We start from the raw sequence: 15,354 nt of genomic DNA on the forward strand, positions 1-15,354 counted from the left end.
TTCAATCCTGCCACAGCACCGCTTCGCTGCGCTCGCTCCATTCCTCGAAACGCGCGCCATAGGTGTCTTCGATGACGTTGCGCTTAATCTTCAGGGTCGGCGTAAGAAAGCCGTTTTCCACCGCCCAACTGTCCTTGACCACTACCAACCGGCGCAAGCGTTCATGCTTGTCGAGTACAGCGTTGACCTCTTCCAGCAGTTTCTCAAGGCTCGAATGCAGACTCGCCCGGCCCTCCTCCTGATTGACCGTCGACAGCACGCACAAACCCAACGGGGCACTCAAACCGTCACCGACCACGCACACCTGTTCGATCCGTGAATGTACCGCCAGACGATTTTCGATCGGCGCCGGGGCGACGTATTTGCCTTTGCTGGTCTTGAAGATTTCCTTGAGGCGGCCGGTCAGGCGCAAACGCCCGTCGGCATCCTGCTCGCCCTTGTCACCGGTGCGCAGAAAACCGTCCTCGGTCAACGTTTCAGCGGTTTTCTGCGGCTCCTTGAAATAGCCGAGCATGTTCGCCTGGCTGCGCACCTGCACCTCGCCCGACGCATCGATACGCACTTCGACATCAGGGCACGGCTTGCCGATCCAGCCCTGCCTGTATTGCCCCGGCAGGCAGATGTGCGAGTAACCGCAGCTCTCGGTCATGCCATAAACCTCCAGCACATCGAGGCCAAGTTTCTGATACCAGGCAAGCAACGTTTGCGGCACAGGCGCGGCACCGGACAGCGCCACGCGCAAAGCATCCAGCCCCAGGCCGGCCAGTACTTTGTGACCCACGCGCTTGCCGATGAAGGGCAGACCGAGGAGAAAATCCAGACGTTTCGCCGGGATCTTGCTGTACACGCCCATCTGGAATTTGGTCCAGATCCGCGGCACGCCGAACATCGCGGTCGGCCGCGCTCGCTGCAAGTCAGTGATAAAGGTCTCGAGACTCTCGGCGAAGAACACCGTCTGCCCGGTGTAGATCGACGCCAGCTCCACGAACATGCGCTCGGCGACATGGCACAGCGGCAAGTACGAGAGCAATCGATCATTCTCGTTAAGCCCGAACAGTTGCGTACCGCGCGTGGTGGCGAAGCCGAGATTGGCAAAATTGTGCATCACGCCTTTGGGCAGGCCGGTGGTGCCGGAGGTGTAGATGATCGTCGCCAGTTGCCCGGCGGCCGGGCGCGGATCGTCCTGAATCGGTGAGCTGAGCTGCAAGTCGGCCCAACTGAAATCAAAATCCCCGGGCGGGTGCAGTGGCAGGCTCACGGTCGGCAGATCTGCTGGCACGCCTTTGGACATGCCCGGCCAGTCGTCGAGTTTGCCGATGAAGGCCAGCGCGCTTTCCGAGTGATTGAGCACTTGCGCGACAGAATCGGCAGTGAGGTTGGGATACAACGGAACGGAGACGTGCCCGGCCATCCAGATCGCCAGGTCGGCGATGATCCAGTGCGCGCAGTTTTTCGAGATCAGGGCGATATGGCTGCCCTGCGGCAACTCCCGCGCACGCAACCAATGCGCGGCGCAGCGGGCCTGATGACCGACGTCGGCCCAGCTCAGCGTCTCGACCTGACCGCCACCGATGGGCTGCACCAGAAAGCGCTGGCGCGGGTGCCGGGCCTCGCGTTCATAAAACACGTCCAGCGGCAAACGGAAGGCAGCAGACATGCGACTCGCTCCTGTTTTTTGGGTCTGGAGCAAGCGTAGTCAACCAAGCAAGTGCTTGGTTGGATTTTTTACTAAAAGAAACAAGATCAAAAGATCGTCCGATCGCGGCCCGAGCCTTCGGCAGCTCCTACATTGAAATGCATTCCCCTGTAGGAGCTGCCGAAGGCTGCGATCTTTGCTTTTAAGGGTGTTTAAGGCTGTTGAGGGTCATCGAGCCGATCAGCAGTTCAGGGCTTTCCAGCTCAGCCAGGCCAGCCGTGCTGACCCTCTCCGGCGGATACCCGGCGCCATGCTGCAGATAGCTGAGCAAATTGCCCACCAGCGGGTTGTGGCTGACCAGCAGCACATTGCTCACTGACACCAATTGATCGGTGACCTTGTCCGGGTCGACCTCCGGCGTCAGCCACTCGACCGTGCGAATCTCCGGCTCGAAGCCCAGCGCCTCACGAACAATCTGCGCAGTCTGTTGCGCGCGCAGATAAGGGCTGGCGTAGATTGCCGTCAGCGGCTGGCCGATCAAGCGCGCGGCGCTGCTCAAGGCTTCCCGGCGACCGTGATCGGTCAACTCCCGTTCGGAGTCGGGGCACGAGCCGTAAGGCACGGCCTCACCGTGACGCAATACCCAGAGTTTCATAGCTTGGGTTCCTCATCTCGAACCGGATGCGGCGCCGGCGCGACGGCGTGTGGCGCCTCACCCTCCGGGGTACGCGGCGTTGGCCAGTCGGCGAACGGCCAAGGTTTCTGGTCGCTGTGGAAACTGCCGAAGCGACCGATCTGCGCCAGGAACTGGCTCAGGCTGTCGCCGAAGTTCATCAGGCTGCCGCTCGGCGCGCCGTAAATCAGACGATAGATCAGTTGCACCAGCACCACCGCGCCGAGGATGAACTGCGCCACTTGCCAGACCAGCACGTAGACGATCATCCACAACACGCGCAGAAGGATGGATTCGTACTTGGCTTCGGTTTTCGGATCGTTCATGACTTGCTCCGTGCTGATTTCAGTTGAAACCGCTGGTGGAAATAAAATCGACGTCGGTTTTCGGTTCGGCTCGCATCAGTAGACCGATCACCTGCTCCAGCGTGCGTCCTTCGAACAGGATCGCGTGCAGCCCGGCGACCAGCGGCATGTACACGCCGACTTCCTGGGACTTGGCTTTGAGCACCTTCAAGGTGTTGACCCCTTCCGCCACTTCTCCGAGGCGCGACACCGCTTCGTCGAGGCTCAAGCCCTGACCCAGCGCGAAACCGACTTGATAGTTGCGACTCTTCGGCGACGAACAGGTCACGATCAGGTCGCCGACACCGGCCAGACCGAGGAAGGTCATCGGGTTGGCGCCCTGATTCACGGCAAAGCGGGTCATTTCCGCCAGTGCGCGGGTGATCAGCATGCTTTTGGTGTTCTCGCCCATCTCCAGCGCGACCGCCATGCCAGCGATGATCGCGTAAACGTTTTTCAACGCCCCGCCCAGCTCGACGCCGAAACGGTCAGCGCTGGCGTAAACGCGGAAGGTGCGACCATGCAGCGCGGCCTGCACGGCTTTGCACAGTTCTTCGTCTTCGCTGGCGACCACGGTGGCGGTCAGTGCGTGCTCGGCAATCTCGCGCGCCAGGTTCGGCCCGGACAACACGCCGATGCGCGCCTGTGGGGCGATTTCTTCGAGGATCTGGCTCATCAGTTTGAAGGTCTGGGCTTCGATGCCTTTGGTCAGGCTGACCAGCATCTTGCCGCGCAACCGCTCGGCGTGGGGAGCGAGTACCGTGCGTAACGCGCTGGACGGCAGCGCGACAAAGCACAAATCACAGGCGTCGAGGGTTGCCTGCAGGTCAGTGACGGCAGTCACCCCCGGCAGAATCTTGATGCCTTTGAGGTAACGCGGGTTTTCGCGATTGACCCGGATGGCCTCGGCCTGCTCGGGGTCACGCATCCACTGCCGGACTTGATGGCCGTTCTCGGCCAAAAGATTGGCCACGGCGGTACCAAAACTTCCGCCTCCCAGGACCGCAATCGGGCGCTGTTCAGTCATATGCAATCCGTTAATCCATACCAGTGGCGATGCCGGCATTATACGGGGCGACCCGGTCGCGGCCAGCCCCTGCGTCAATTACCGACACTTGTAGGAAGAAGACCAATAATTCCTAGGAAAATGCCTGCAACGTGACTGGAAAAGTCGCTGCCCTCGGTTAACATGCGCGCCAATTCTTCGCTATCAAGGTTGTGTCGTGTCTTTTGGCTCTGCGTCCCCGCGTTCGTCCGTGTTACTGGCGCTGTTGTTCAGCCCGGTATTAATGGCCGACGACCTGTTCACGGACAACGAAGCACTGCCCCAGGTGCTGACCGCCACGCGCCTGAAGCAGACACCGGCGGAAGTGCCGGGAAGCATGACCGTAATTGACAACGAACTGATCACCGCCAGTGGTGCCCGTGACATCAGCGAACTGCTGCGCCTGGTGCCGGGGATGATGGTCGGCAACATCAGCGGCAATCAGGCGGCGGTCAATTACCACGGCACCAACGCCAGCGAAGCACGGCGCATGCAAGTGCTGATCGACGGCCGCTCGGTCTATCGCGCCGGCCTGTCCACGGTGGACTGGAGCGATATTCCAGTGGCCATGGAAGACATCGAGCGCATCGAAGTCTTTCGCGGCCCGAACACCGTCAGTTACGGCGCCAACGCGTTGATGGCGGTGGTCAACATCATCACTCGAAACCCGGCGGACAGCCATGGCACGCGGCTGAAGTACACCCGAGGTCAGCGCGGCATCAATGATTTTTACGCCAGCCAGGGCACCGGCTGGAATGGCGGTGACTTGCGTCTGTCGTTGTCCGGGCAGGAAGACGACGGCTTCGACAGCGATCGCAGCGGCGCTGATTATCGCGACAGTCGGCGCTTGAACCGCTTCAGTCTCGCGGTCAGCCATACCCTCAGCGATAACCAGAGCCTCGACTGGCAGGTCAACGCGAAGGACGGAACAAACCAGCGGCCGTACACCTATCGTCCGGTCTTCTCCGGGATTACCGCCGCCGGGAACAATTCCGACGTGGTGGCCAAGGATTACGCCGGCTCGGTGCGCTGGAACCTCGACATCAACCCCGAACACAGCCTCTATATACAAGGCTCGGCGCAACACTGGGATCGCCAGCAAACCTGGCGCGCCTGTGATGCCGAGGTGTCGTTCAGCCCTGAGCTGACACAACTGTGGCAACTCAACCCGAATTACACCGAACGCCTGGCGCGCAACATCACCCGGTTCACCGGCCCTGGCGCTGCGCCCGGTACCCCGCAGGAAATGGCCCTGGCCAATCAGGTGCTTGATCAGTGGCGCAATGGCGCCAGCCGAACCCTGTGCGGCGACATCGACCAGAGCGCGCGGGAATCGCGCTACGATCTCGAATTGCAGGACACCCTCAGCCTGTCCGACAGCCTGCGTCTGGTCAGCGGCATGAACTATCGTTACGACCGCGCCGACTCCGAGACCTACTTCAACGGCACGCTGGACGACACCACCTGGCGCGCGTTCGGCCAACTGGAATGGCGCGCCACGGAACACTGGCTGTTGCAGGGCGGAGCGATGTTTGAAGACACACAACTGATCGGCAGCTCGCTGACCCCGCGCTTCGCCGTCAATTACCTGATCAACCCGCGCCACGGCCTGCGCGCGGTGTACTCCGAGGCCATCCGCTCGCCGGACATGTTCGAGAACAATGTGAACTGGAGCTATCAGGTCAGCAAATTGCGACCTACAGCTTACGGCCAGTCGTCGGCGCGTTACTTCGTCAAGACCCGTGGCCCGGGCGATCTCGATCAGGAGCACATGCGCTCGCGGGAACTGGGCTACAACGGCTATTTCGCCGAGCTGGGCCTGGCCCTGGATGTGAAGCTGTTCTACGACGAGATCACCGGGATGATCAGCGAGCCGCTGCGAAACAATCAATACATCGCCAGCAACGCCAACCGCTCGCGGTTTCGCGGCACGGAAACCCAGCTCGACTGGCGCGTGAGCCTCGCCGATCGCCTGCGCTTCACCTACGCCTTTGTCGATGCCGAGGCGAGTAACCCACTGGATCAGCAATTCACTTCGCGCAACAGCGGTTCGGCCGGCTGGTTGCGCGATTGGGGCCACGGCTGGAACAGCGCCCTCTTCTATTACGGCGACAACGCACTCAACGGCTACCGCTTTGAGCGAGTCGACACGCGCATCGCCAAACGCATCCCGCTGGGCAAAGCCCAGTTGCAACTGGCCGGCGTGCTGCAACAGCGCCTCGACCATGAGCCGACTACCTTCGTCGACAACAATTACGACGAGCGTCGGGTGATGTATTTCAGCGCCGATCTGGAGTTCTAGAGTGCGCTACGGGCCGTTACGGAAGCTGCCAACCCTTGGCCACTGGCTGGCCGGGGTTTGCCTGTTTCTGACCGCATGGCTGCATGGCGTGGCGGTGCAGGCGGCCGATATCCTGTTGACCGGCACTGAAGAAAGTCCCGGCGTGCAAGCCTTCGTCCAGGCATTGAGTGAGCTGCGCCCGACCGACAACGTGCGTTTCCAACCGCTGGCCAGTTTGCCGGCACCGGGAAAACTGCCCGCCAGTTTGCGCTTGATTCTGCTCGACCTGCCGAGCCTCGACTGGCGCCTGCAAGAACCCCAAGGACCGGCAACGCTGGTGCTGCGCATCAGTCGTCTGCAAGCGCGCCAGCGCCTGGGCAGCGCGCAACCGGCACACCTGAGTCTGCTGTGGAGTGATCCACCGTTGAGCCGCCAGTTGCAGTTGATCCGACGCATTCTGCCCCAGGCGCGGCGGATCGGCGTGCTCTTCGATCAACACAGCGAATTCCTCCTCAAGGAACTGAATCTCGCTGCCGAACCGCTGAACCTGCAGATCGTCAGCCAGACCTGGGACAACATCCACGACAGCCGCCCCCTGCAAACCGTGCTGAAGAACAGCGACGTGTTACTCGGCCTCGACGACCCTGACCTGTACAACCCGAAAACCGCGAAAAACCTGCTGCTCAGCAGCTATTCACGGCAAGTGGCGCTGGTCGGTCCCAACGTGGCGTTCGTCCGCGCCGGCAGCCTGGCCAGTACCTACAGCGATCAGGACGACTGGCTGGCCGTGCTCGATCATTTGCTCGACCAACCGCCGGCCACTTGGCCACGAACGCTCTACCCCGCACGTTTTAAAGTCTCAAGTAATGCGCAGGTCGCTCGTTCACTGGGTATCGAACCGCTGAATGACGCGTCTGTTGCCAGTGCGCTGGCTGAAGGAGAACGCCACCCATGAGTTTTCGTCGCCGTTGGGACATCAATACCCGCACCCAGCTGATCAGCCTGGGCCCGGCGTTGTTGCTGACCCTGTTGTTGATCAGCTTCTTCACCTTCGTGCGCATTCAGGATTTGCGTCAGGAGTTGAACCACACCGGTCAACTGATCGCCAACCAGTTGGCACCGGCCACCGAATACGGAGTGATTTCCGGCAATAACGAAGTACTGGAAAGCCTGCTCAAAGCCACACTGGCCACGCCTAACGTGCGTTTTCTTGAAGTACAGGACAGTGCCAACCGGATTCTGGTGTACGTCGAACAACCCGCCGCCGCTCACAGTCGCCCGCATCAGGTTGAAGTGTTTCAGGCCCCCGTGCGCTTGCAACGCATCGCCCTGCACAATGATTTCTTTCAGGACGGCAAGGTCAGCAATAGCGGGGCCAGCGAGGACTATCTGGGCCGAGTGATCGTCGGCTTGTCCAACGATGCCTTCAGCCAGCGCCAGCAGGAGATTCTGTTCAAGGCCGCAATTCTCGCGCTGTTCGCCCTGCTCTTCACCTTCGTATTGGCACGACGCCTGGCCGGTAGCCTGTCGCAGCCGATCCGCGATATCGGTGACGCGGTGAAGGCGATTCAGGAGGGCGATTACAAAACGCCGCTGCCGATTGTCGATGACACTGAATTGGGCGCGCTGTCGCAGCACATCAACAACCTCGCCCAGGCGCTGGAACAGGCCAGCCGTGAGCAGCATCAAGCCATGGCGCAACTGATTCAGACCCGCGAAGAGGCGGAAAAGGCCAACAACGCCAAATCCGACTTTCTGGCGATGATGAGCCACGAACTGCGCACGCCCATGAACGGTGTGCTGGGCATGCTGCAACTGCTGGAAACCACCGAGATGACCGAGGAGCAGGTCGAATACGCCGCCCTCGCCTCGGAGTCCACCGAACACCTGTTGAAAGTCATCAACGACATTCTCGATTTCTCGCGCATCGAACGCTCGGAGCTGGAACTGGAGCACATTCCGTTCAACCTCGCCGAACTGATCGGCGCCTGCGCGCAGTCGTTCCAGCACAGTGCGATGCAACGCGGTCTGGCGCTGAATCTGCGGATCCCGGACGACATGCGCGGTTTGCAGGTGCAGGGCGATCCGACGCGGATCCGGCAGATTCTGGTCAACCTGGTCGGCAATGCGCTGAAGTTCACCGAACAGGGCCGGGTCAGCATCGAGGCGCAGTGGCAGTCGCTGGATCACGAACTGCTGTGGTTCACCTGCTCGGTGCGTGACAGCGGCATCGGCATTTCTTCCGAAAGTCTGGAATTGATGTTCAACGCTTTTCAGCAGGCCGACAGTTCGATCTCGCGACGTTACGGCGGCACCGGTCTCGGTTTGCCGATCGCCCGGACGCTGGCCGAACGCATGGGCGGCACCTTGCGTGCGCAGAGCGAGGAAGGTCGTGGCTCGGTCTTCACTCTGGAAATTCCGCTGGCACTCTATAAGCAGGCGCTGCCGCCACTGGCCGCGCCGCGTGCGCTGAATGGCATGGGCCAAGGCGAAGGGCGCAATGTCTTGCTGGTCGAAGACAATCCGGTGAACCAGACGGTTATCGAAGCGATGCTGCGCAGTCTGGGCTTTACTGTCAGTGTTGCCACTGATGGCGCACAGGCTGTGCGCAGTGCCGAGGGCAGCGACTTTGAAGTGATTCTGATGGATTGCCGTTTGCCGATCATCGATGGCTACGAGGCCACCCGGCAGATCCGCCGCCTGCCCGGACGCACTGACGTGCCGATCATCGCGCTGACCGCCAACGCCTTGCAGGGCGATCGTGAAACCTGCCTGTCGGCGGGCATGAACGATTATCTGGCAAAGCCGTTCAAACGTAATGATCTGCAGCAGATTCTGCAGCGCTGGGTGTCGTAGTGTGGGCCTTTTGACCATCTGCGACTGGCGTGAAAAGCGAAAGTGCGGCAGTCTTAGGCACCCGAACAAGCCTCAAAAGGGGCTTGAATAAAAATTTCAGTGCACAAGTGTACATTCATGTCCTTGGTGCTGTGACTTTCACCACAACGCAATAGTCTATGAGTAGGCTGCCGGTTCGAGGCATGAACGCTTCGATCGGTCGGGAAGATTTGCCCCACCTGCCGCATGGGATTATTGAGGAGCTCGCATGACCAAACAAAACGCCTTTACTCGGGAAGATCTGCTGCGCTGCAGTCGCGGTGAGCTGTTCGGCCCAGGTAACGCGCAACTGCCCGCCCCGAACATGCTGATGGTTGATCGCATCACCCTGATCAGCGAAGAAGGCGGCAAGTACGGCAAAGGTGAATTGGTCGCCGAGCTGGATATCAACCCTGACCTGTGGTTCTTCGCGTGCCACTTCGAAGGCGATCCGGTGATGCCGGGCTGCCTGGGTCTGGATGCCATGTGGCAACTCGTCGGTTTCTTCCTGGGCTGGCAAGGCCTGCCGGGCCGTGGCCGTGCACTGGGGTCGGGCGAAGTGAAGTTCTTCGGTCAGGTCCTGCCGACCGCCAAGAAAGTCACCTACAACATTCATATCAAACGCGTCCTCAAGGGCAAGCTGAACCTGGCCATCGCCGATGGTTCGGTGACTGTCGACGGTCGCGAAATCTACACCGCCGAAGGCCTTCGCGTCGGCGTGTTCACCTCCACTGACAACTTCTAAGGGTTATTCGCATGCGCCGCGTCGTTATCACTGGTCTGGGCATTGTTTCGTGCCTGGGCAATGACAAAGAGACCGTCTCCGCTAACCTGCGTGCAAGCCGCCCTGGCATCCGGTTCAACCCGGAATATGCTGAAATGGGTCTGCGTAGCCAGGTTTCCGGCTCCATCGACCTCAACCTTGAAGAACTGATCGATCGCAAGATCTATCGTTTCGTCGGCCACGCAGCGGCTTACGCCTACCTGGCCATGAAAGACGCCATCACTGACTCCGGCCTGACCGAAGAGCAAGTGTCCAACCCGCGTACCGGCCTGATCGCTGGTTCCGGTGGTGCTTCCACGCTGAACCAGATGGAAGCGCTGGACATCCTGCGCGAGAAAGGCGTGAAGCGCGTTGGCCCGTACCGTGTAACGCGGACCATGAGCAGCACCGTTTCCGCTTGCCTGGCCACGCCTTTCAAGATCAAGGGCCTGAACTACTCCATCGCTTCTGCCTGCGCCACCAGTGCTCACTGCATCGGTACCGCCATGGAACAGATCCAGATGGGCAAGCAGGACATCGTCTTCGCCGGTGGCGGTGAAGAAGAGCACTGGAGCCAGTCGTTCCTGTTCGACGCGATGGGCGCTCTGTCCAGCAAGCGTAACGACACCCCGGAACAAGCTTCGCGTGCCTACGACGCTGACCGTGACGGTTTCGTCATTGCTGGCGGTGGCGGTATGGTCGTGGTTGAAGAGCTGGAACACGCTCTGGCCCGTGGCGCAAAAATCTACGCGGAAATCGTTGGCTACGGCGCGACCTCCGACGGCTACGACATGGTTGCCCCAAGTGGCGAAGGCGCGATCCGCTGCATGCAGATGGCGATGTCCACCGTTGATACGCCGATCGACTACCTGAACACCCACGGCACCTCGACTCCGGTCGGCGACGTCGCGGAAATGAAAGGTGTGCGTGAAGTGTTCGGCGACAAGGCACCTGCAATCAGCTCGACCAAGAGCCTGTCCGGTCACTCCCTGGGCGCCGCCGGCGTTCACGAAGCGATCTACTGCATGCTGATGATGGAAGGCAACTTCATTGCCGGCTCCGCCAACATCGACGAGCTGGACCCTGAAGTGGCCGATCTGCCGGTGCTGACCAAGACCCGCGAGAACGCCACCATCAACACCGTGATGAGCAACAGCTTCGGATTCGGCGGCACCAACGCCACGCTGGTCCTGAAGCGCTGGGAAGGCAAGTAATTCCCCGTTGCTGAGCCACACATGAAAACGCCCCGACTGGTTCGGGGCGTTTTTTTTTGCCTGCAGAAAGTAGCGGGAACCCCACCGCCCCCTGTGGGAGCTGGCTTGCCAGCGATGACGTCAGCACAGCAAACATCTATGTCGCCTGACACCCCGCTATCGCTGGCAAGCCAGCTCCCACAGGGTTCTCGGTGTGTTCTGAAAATGAAACTTCTGTCATGAAACTTACCGCCCTGCGACCGAATGTCGCGGATTACGCGGGCTGCAGCACTGTTGCAAAAAACGCAACAACACCTTGCGCAAATCAAGCGTTTACTTAGCAAGCTAACCAAACATATAAAAGAGTCCTGCACACGCCTTGCTGCAGATAACTTGAGATTTGGAGCTAGCAGATGACTGTAAAAGTAACTGAACGCGACGATTCACACATGTCCCACGAAGGCGTAGCCGCCGGTATCCGCATCTGGGATGTGCATCAACAAGACTTGCTGGTCGGCATGTTCCACAATGAGATCGATGCCCATAACTACAAGGCCGAACTGGAAGTGCAAGAACAGCAGCGGGATCTGAAATCCGCCTGATTCAACCACAGCATTGAAAACGACAAACCCCGCCATGAGCGGGGTTTGTCGTTGTTACAGCTTTATCGGTTTACCACATCAGGTCATCAGGGATCTGATACGCCGCGTACGGATCATCCTCGGTGCTGACCTCTTCGGTCTGCACGTTGAGCTGGACGATGCGCTGGGGATCGCGCTCCTGGATCTTCAGGGCCGCTTCACGGGGAATCACTTCGTAGCCGCCGGCATGGTGGACGATCGCCAGCGAACCGCTGCTGAGCTTGTTGCGCATCAGCGTGTTGACCGAGATGCGCTTGACCTTCTTGTCGTCGACGAAGTTGTAGTAGTCCTCGGTGGTCAGCTTGGGCAGACGCGAGACTTCGATCAGTTGCTTGACCTGCGCCGCACGCGCCTTGGCTTCGGCTTTCTCTTTCTGCTGACGGTTCAGCTCCTGGTCGCGCTTGACCTTCTCGGCCATGGCTTCCTGGGCGGCACGCTGCTGCGAGTCGTCCAGCTCGATCTGGCCTTTGTGCGCCAGACGCTGCTGCTTCTGCTTGTCCTTGCTGACCTGTTTGGCCTGCTTTTGGTTGACCAGGCCTGCTTTGAGCAACTGGTCGCGAAGGGAAATACTCATGGTGCTTACTCACTTGGGCAGTGGCTCAGCCGCAGCCGGGCAAATTCTTTTCCTGACGTTTGGCTTCACCCCACAGGGCGTCCAACTCTTCGAGGGTGCAATCTTCTATGGGACGGTGGGTGTCGCGCAATGCCTGTTCGATAAATCGGAAACGTCTTTCGAACTTGCCGTTGGCGCCACGCAATGCCGTTTCCGGGTCGACCTTCAGATGCCGGGCCAGATTGACCACGGAAAACAGCAGGTCGCCGATCTCGTCAGCCACGGCGACGGGATCGTTTTCCGACATGGCTTCGAGGACTTCATCGAGCTCTTCGCGCACCTTGTCGAGCACCGGCAAGGCGTCCGGCCAGTCGAAACCGACCTGCCCTGCGCGCTTCTGCAACTTTGCCGAACGCGACAATGCCGGCAACGTCGCCGGCACGTCATCGAGCAGCGACAGTTGCTCCGGCGCGGCAGACTTCTCCGCGCGCTCCTCGGCTTTGATCTCTTCCCAGCGCTGCTTGACCTGTTCTTCACTCAAGCGCGGCACATCCAGCGGCGCGTAGAGATCGCCGGTGGGAAACACGTGTGGATGACGACGAATCAGCTTGCGGGTGATGCTATCGATTACTCCGGCAAATTCGAAGCGCCCTTCTTCCTTGGCCAACTGGCTGTAATACACCACCTGGAACAGCAGATCTCCCAACTCGCCCTGCAAATGATCGAAGTCGCCACGCTCGATGGCGTCGGCCACTTCGTAAGCTTCTTCGAGGGTGTGCGGAACGATGGTTGCGTAGGTTTGCTTGATGTCCCACGGGCAACCGAACTGCGGATCACGCAGACGGTTCATGAGATGGAGCAGGTCTTCAAGGCTGTACATCATTTATCTCTCACCACAAAACCCATGTGGGAGCGAGCCTGCTCGCGAAAGCGGTGTGTCTGCAACAATGATGTCGACTGACACACCCTCTTCGCGAACAGGCTCGCTCCCACAGTTGATCGGCGTCGATGTTCACGGGGTGCGGTTACGCCGCGTTTCGATGATGTTCGGCAACTGCGAAATCCGCCCCAGCAAGCGACCCAGCGCATCCAGGCCCGGGATCTCGATGGTCAGCGACATCAGCGCGGTGTTGTCTTCCTTGTTCGAACGGGTGTTGACCGCCAGCACGTTGATGCGCTCGTTGAGCAGCACCTGCGAGACGTCGCGCAGCAGCCCGGAACGGTCGTAGGCGCGGATGACGATGTCCACCGGATAGGTGAGCACCGGCACCGGGCCCCAGCTGACCTGGATGATCCGCTCCGGCTCGCGTCCGCCCAGTTGCAGCACCGAGGCGCAGTCCTGACGGTGAATGCTCACGCCACGGCCCTGGGTGATGTAACCGACGATCGCATCGCCCGGCAGCGGCTGGCAGCAGCCGGCCATCTGCGTCATCAGGTTGCCCACGCCCTGAATCTGAATGTCGCCACGCTTGCCCGGTTTGTAACCGGTGGCTTTGCGCGGGATCAGTTCCAGTTGCTCGTTGCCGCGTTCCGGTTCGACCAGTTGCTGCGCGAGGTTGACCAGTTGCGCCAGGCGCAAGTCGCCGGCGCCGAGGGCGGCGAACATGTCCTCGGCGGTTTTCATGTTGGCCTTGTCGGCCAGCTTGTCGAAGTCCACCGCGGGCAGGCCGAGGCGCGTCAGTTCGCGCTCGATCAGGGTTTTACCGGCCGCCACGTTCTGGTCACGCGCCTGCAGTTTGAACCAGTGAACGATCTTCGCCCGCGCCCGCGAGGTGGTGACGTAACCGAGGTTGGAGTTCAGCCAGTCGCGGCTCGGCGTGCCGTGCTTGCTGGTGATGATCTCGACCTGCTCACCGGTCTGCAGGCTGTAGTTGAGCGGCACAATGCGCCCGTTGATCTTCGCGCCACGGCAGTTGTGGCCGATCTCGGTGTGCACGCGATAGGCGAAGTCCAGCGGCGTCGCGCCTTTCGGCAAGTCGATGGCGTGACCGTCAGGAGTGAAGATGTAGACCCGATCCGGCTCGATATCGACACGCAGCTGTTCGGCCAGACCACCGATATCGCCCAGCTCTTCGTGCCACTCAAGAACCTGACGCAGCCAGGAAATTTTCTCTTCGTAGTGGTTCGAACCGGATTTGACGTCGGTACCCTTGTAGCGCCAGTGCGCGCAGACGCCGAGCTCGGCTTCTTCGTGCATCGAGTGCGTACGGATCTGCACCTCAAGCACTTTACCTTCAGGGCCGATCACCGCCGTGTGCAGCGAGCGGTAGCCGTTCTCTTTCGGGTTGGCAATGTAGTCGTCGAATTCTTTCGGGATGTGCCGCCACAAGGTGTGGACGATGCCCAACGCGGTGTAGCAGTCGCGCATTTCCGGCACCAGCACACGCACGGCGCGCACGTCGTAGATCTGGCTGAATTCCAGACCCTTGCGCTGCATTTTGCGCCAGATGGAATAGATGTGTTTGGCCCGGCCGCTGATATCGGCATCGATGCCGGTGGCCTGCAATTCATCCTTGAGCTGGGTCATCACATCGGCGATGAAACGCTCACGGTCCAGCCGTCGCTCGTGGAGCAACTTGGCGATCTGTTTGTATTGATCCGGCTCGAGATAACGGAAGGACAAGTCCTCCAGTTCCCATTTGATATGACCGATGCCGAGGCGGTGCGCGAGCGGCGCGTAAATGTCGAAGACTTCGCGGGCGACACGGTTACGCTTTTCGTCGTCGGCGGTTTTCACCGCACGAATGGCGCAAGTACGTTCGGCCAGTTTGATCAGCGCAACGCGAACGTCATCGACCATCGCCACAAGCATCTTGCGCAGGTTTTCCACCTGCCCTTGCGTGCCCATGACCATCGACTGACGCGGGCTGAGACTGGCGCTGATGGCCGCCATGCGCTGCACGCCGTCGATCAGTTTGGCCACCACCGGGCCGAAGCGCTGGCCGACGGCCGCGAGTTCGATCTGGCCTTCGCGCACGCCGCGATACAGGACCGCTGCGACAAGCGAATCCTGATCGAGCTTGAGGTCGGCGAGAATCTCGGCGATTTCCAGGCCCGTGCTGAAACTGCCGGAGCCTTCGGCCCACAGATTCTTCTTGGCATTGGACTGTTGTTCGGCCTCGCGAGCGAACTCGCAGGCTTCTTTCAAGGCTTCGCGATCCAGTGCCAGATCGACACTGACCGCGTGATCGAGCCAAGCCTCGAGATTGATACTGCCGTCAGTGTTGATCGGCTGGTGTGCTCTCACCTGTACCATCTTGCTTTACCTTCCCTACGACGCAGATTCAATGCGTCAAATCGCTGATCCTTATTGTCCGTTTGCGCTCGCGGGGCTAAAGCGAGCGCTGCGCG

At 60.3% G+C, this 15,354-nt stretch carries 13 protein-coding genes; 6 read left to right on the forward strand and 7 right to left on the reverse strand.

Annotated elements, in window-relative coordinates; translation table 11 throughout:
• Position 1: 1 nt before the first annotated feature.
• From QZR14_RS24840 to QZR14_RS24855, 4 genes are all read right to left on the reverse strand, one after another.
• Positions 2–1,657 (reverse strand): AMP-binding protein, encoded by a 1,656-nt coding sequence (locus tag QZR14_RS24840; protein WP_250605944.1) that lies wholly within the window; start codon positions 1,655–1,657, stop codon positions 2–4.
• Between the two features lie 181 nt (positions 1,658–1,838).
• Positions 1,839–2,291 carry a phosphohistidine phosphatase SixA gene (sixA, locus tag QZR14_RS24845; RefSeq protein ID WP_250605943.1) on the reverse strand — a complete coding sequence of 151 codons (453 nt, stop codon included), beginning with the start codon at positions 2,289–2,291 and terminating at the stop codon, positions 1,839–1,841.
• Entirely contained in the window at positions 2,288–2,635 is a 348-nt protein-coding gene (locus QZR14_RS24850) for a DUF4389 domain-containing protein (protein ID WP_160059050.1), read from the reverse strand. The genes sixA and QZR14_RS24850 overlap by 4 nt, the downstream gene beginning before the upstream one ends.
• Positions 2,636–2,654: 19 nt before the next feature.
• Positions 2,655–3,680 carry an NAD(P)H-dependent glycerol-3-phosphate dehydrogenase gene (locus QZR14_RS24855; protein WP_311998001.1) on the reverse strand — a complete coding sequence of 342 codons (1,026 nt, stop codon included), beginning with the start codon at positions 3,678–3,680 and terminating at the stop codon, positions 2,655–2,657.
• A 196-nt stretch (positions 3,681–3,876) separates the two neighbouring features.
• On the opposite strand from QZR14_RS24855, the gene QZR14_RS24860 reads away from it, so the two are divergent.
• The 6 genes from QZR14_RS24860 to QZR14_RS24885 all read left to right on the forward strand — a co-directional run bounded on the left by QZR14_RS24860 (position 3,877) and on the right by QZR14_RS24885 (position 11,411).
• On the forward strand, positions 3,877–6,000 hold the full coding sequence (locus tag QZR14_RS24860) for a TonB-dependent receptor plug domain-containing protein (protein ID WP_311998002.1): 2,124 nt from the start codon (positions 3,877–3,879) through the stop codon (positions 5,998–6,000).
• Position 6,001: 1 nt separating this feature from the next.
• Positions 6,002–6,934 (forward strand): ABC transporter substrate-binding protein, encoded by a 933-nt coding sequence (locus tag QZR14_RS24865; protein WP_311998003.1) that lies wholly within the window; start codon positions 6,002–6,004, stop codon positions 6,932–6,934.
• Positions 6,931–8,835 carry an ATP-binding protein gene (locus QZR14_RS24870; RefSeq protein ID WP_311998004.1) on the forward strand — a complete coding sequence of 635 codons (1,905 nt, stop codon included), beginning with the start codon at positions 6,931–6,933 and terminating at the stop codon, positions 8,833–8,835. Before QZR14_RS24865 ends, QZR14_RS24870 begins: the two co-directional genes overlap by 4 nt.
• A 247-nt stretch (positions 8,836–9,082) precedes the next feature.
• Entirely contained in the window at positions 9,083–9,598 is a 516-nt protein-coding gene (gene fabA / locus QZR14_RS24875; RefSeq protein WP_003227150.1) for a 3-hydroxyacyl-[acyl-carrier-protein] dehydratase FabA, read from the forward strand.
• Positions 9,599–9,609: 11 nt separating this feature from the next.
• Complete coding sequence (gene fabB / locus QZR14_RS24880) at positions 9,610–10,830, forward strand: beta-ketoacyl-ACP synthase I (RefSeq protein ID WP_007968959.1); 1,221 nt, start codon at positions 9,610–9,612, stop codon at positions 10,828–10,830.
• Between the two features lie 392 nt (positions 10,831–11,222).
• Positions 11,223–11,411: a hypothetical protein gene (locus QZR14_RS24885; RefSeq protein ID WP_007917473.1), complete on the forward strand. Its 189-nt coding sequence runs from the start codon at positions 11,223–11,225 to the stop codon at positions 11,409–11,411.
• Between the two features lie 70 nt (positions 11,412–11,481).
• On the opposite strand, the gene QZR14_RS24890 is transcribed toward QZR14_RS24885, so the two are convergent.
• The 3 genes from QZR14_RS24890 to relA form a co-directional block, all read right to left on the reverse strand.
• The gene (locus QZR14_RS24890) at positions 11,482–12,024 is read right to left on the reverse strand and encodes a DUF2058 domain-containing protein (protein ID WP_016987455.1); all 543 of its coding nucleotides are present in this window, start codon (positions 12,022–12,024) and stop codon (positions 11,482–11,484) included.
• A gap of 25 nt (positions 12,025–12,049) precedes the next feature.
• Positions 12,050–12,883: a nucleoside triphosphate pyrophosphohydrolase gene (mazG, locus tag QZR14_RS24895; protein ID WP_311998019.1), complete on the reverse strand. Its 834-nt coding sequence runs from the start codon at positions 12,881–12,883 to the stop codon at positions 12,050–12,052.
• Positions 12,884–13,015: 132 nt separating this feature from the next.
• A complete protein-coding gene (relA, locus tag QZR14_RS24900; protein WP_250605937.1) occupies positions 13,016–15,259 on the reverse strand; it encodes a GTP diphosphokinase in 2,244 nt (747 codons plus the stop codon).
• Between the last annotated feature and the right edge of the window lie 95 nt (positions 15,260–15,354).

It is taken from the genome of Pseudomonas sp. rhizo66, assembly GCF_031931925.1.
Taxonomy (GTDB): domain Bacteria; phylum Pseudomonadota; class Gammaproteobacteria; order Pseudomonadales; family Pseudomonadaceae; genus Aquipseudomonas.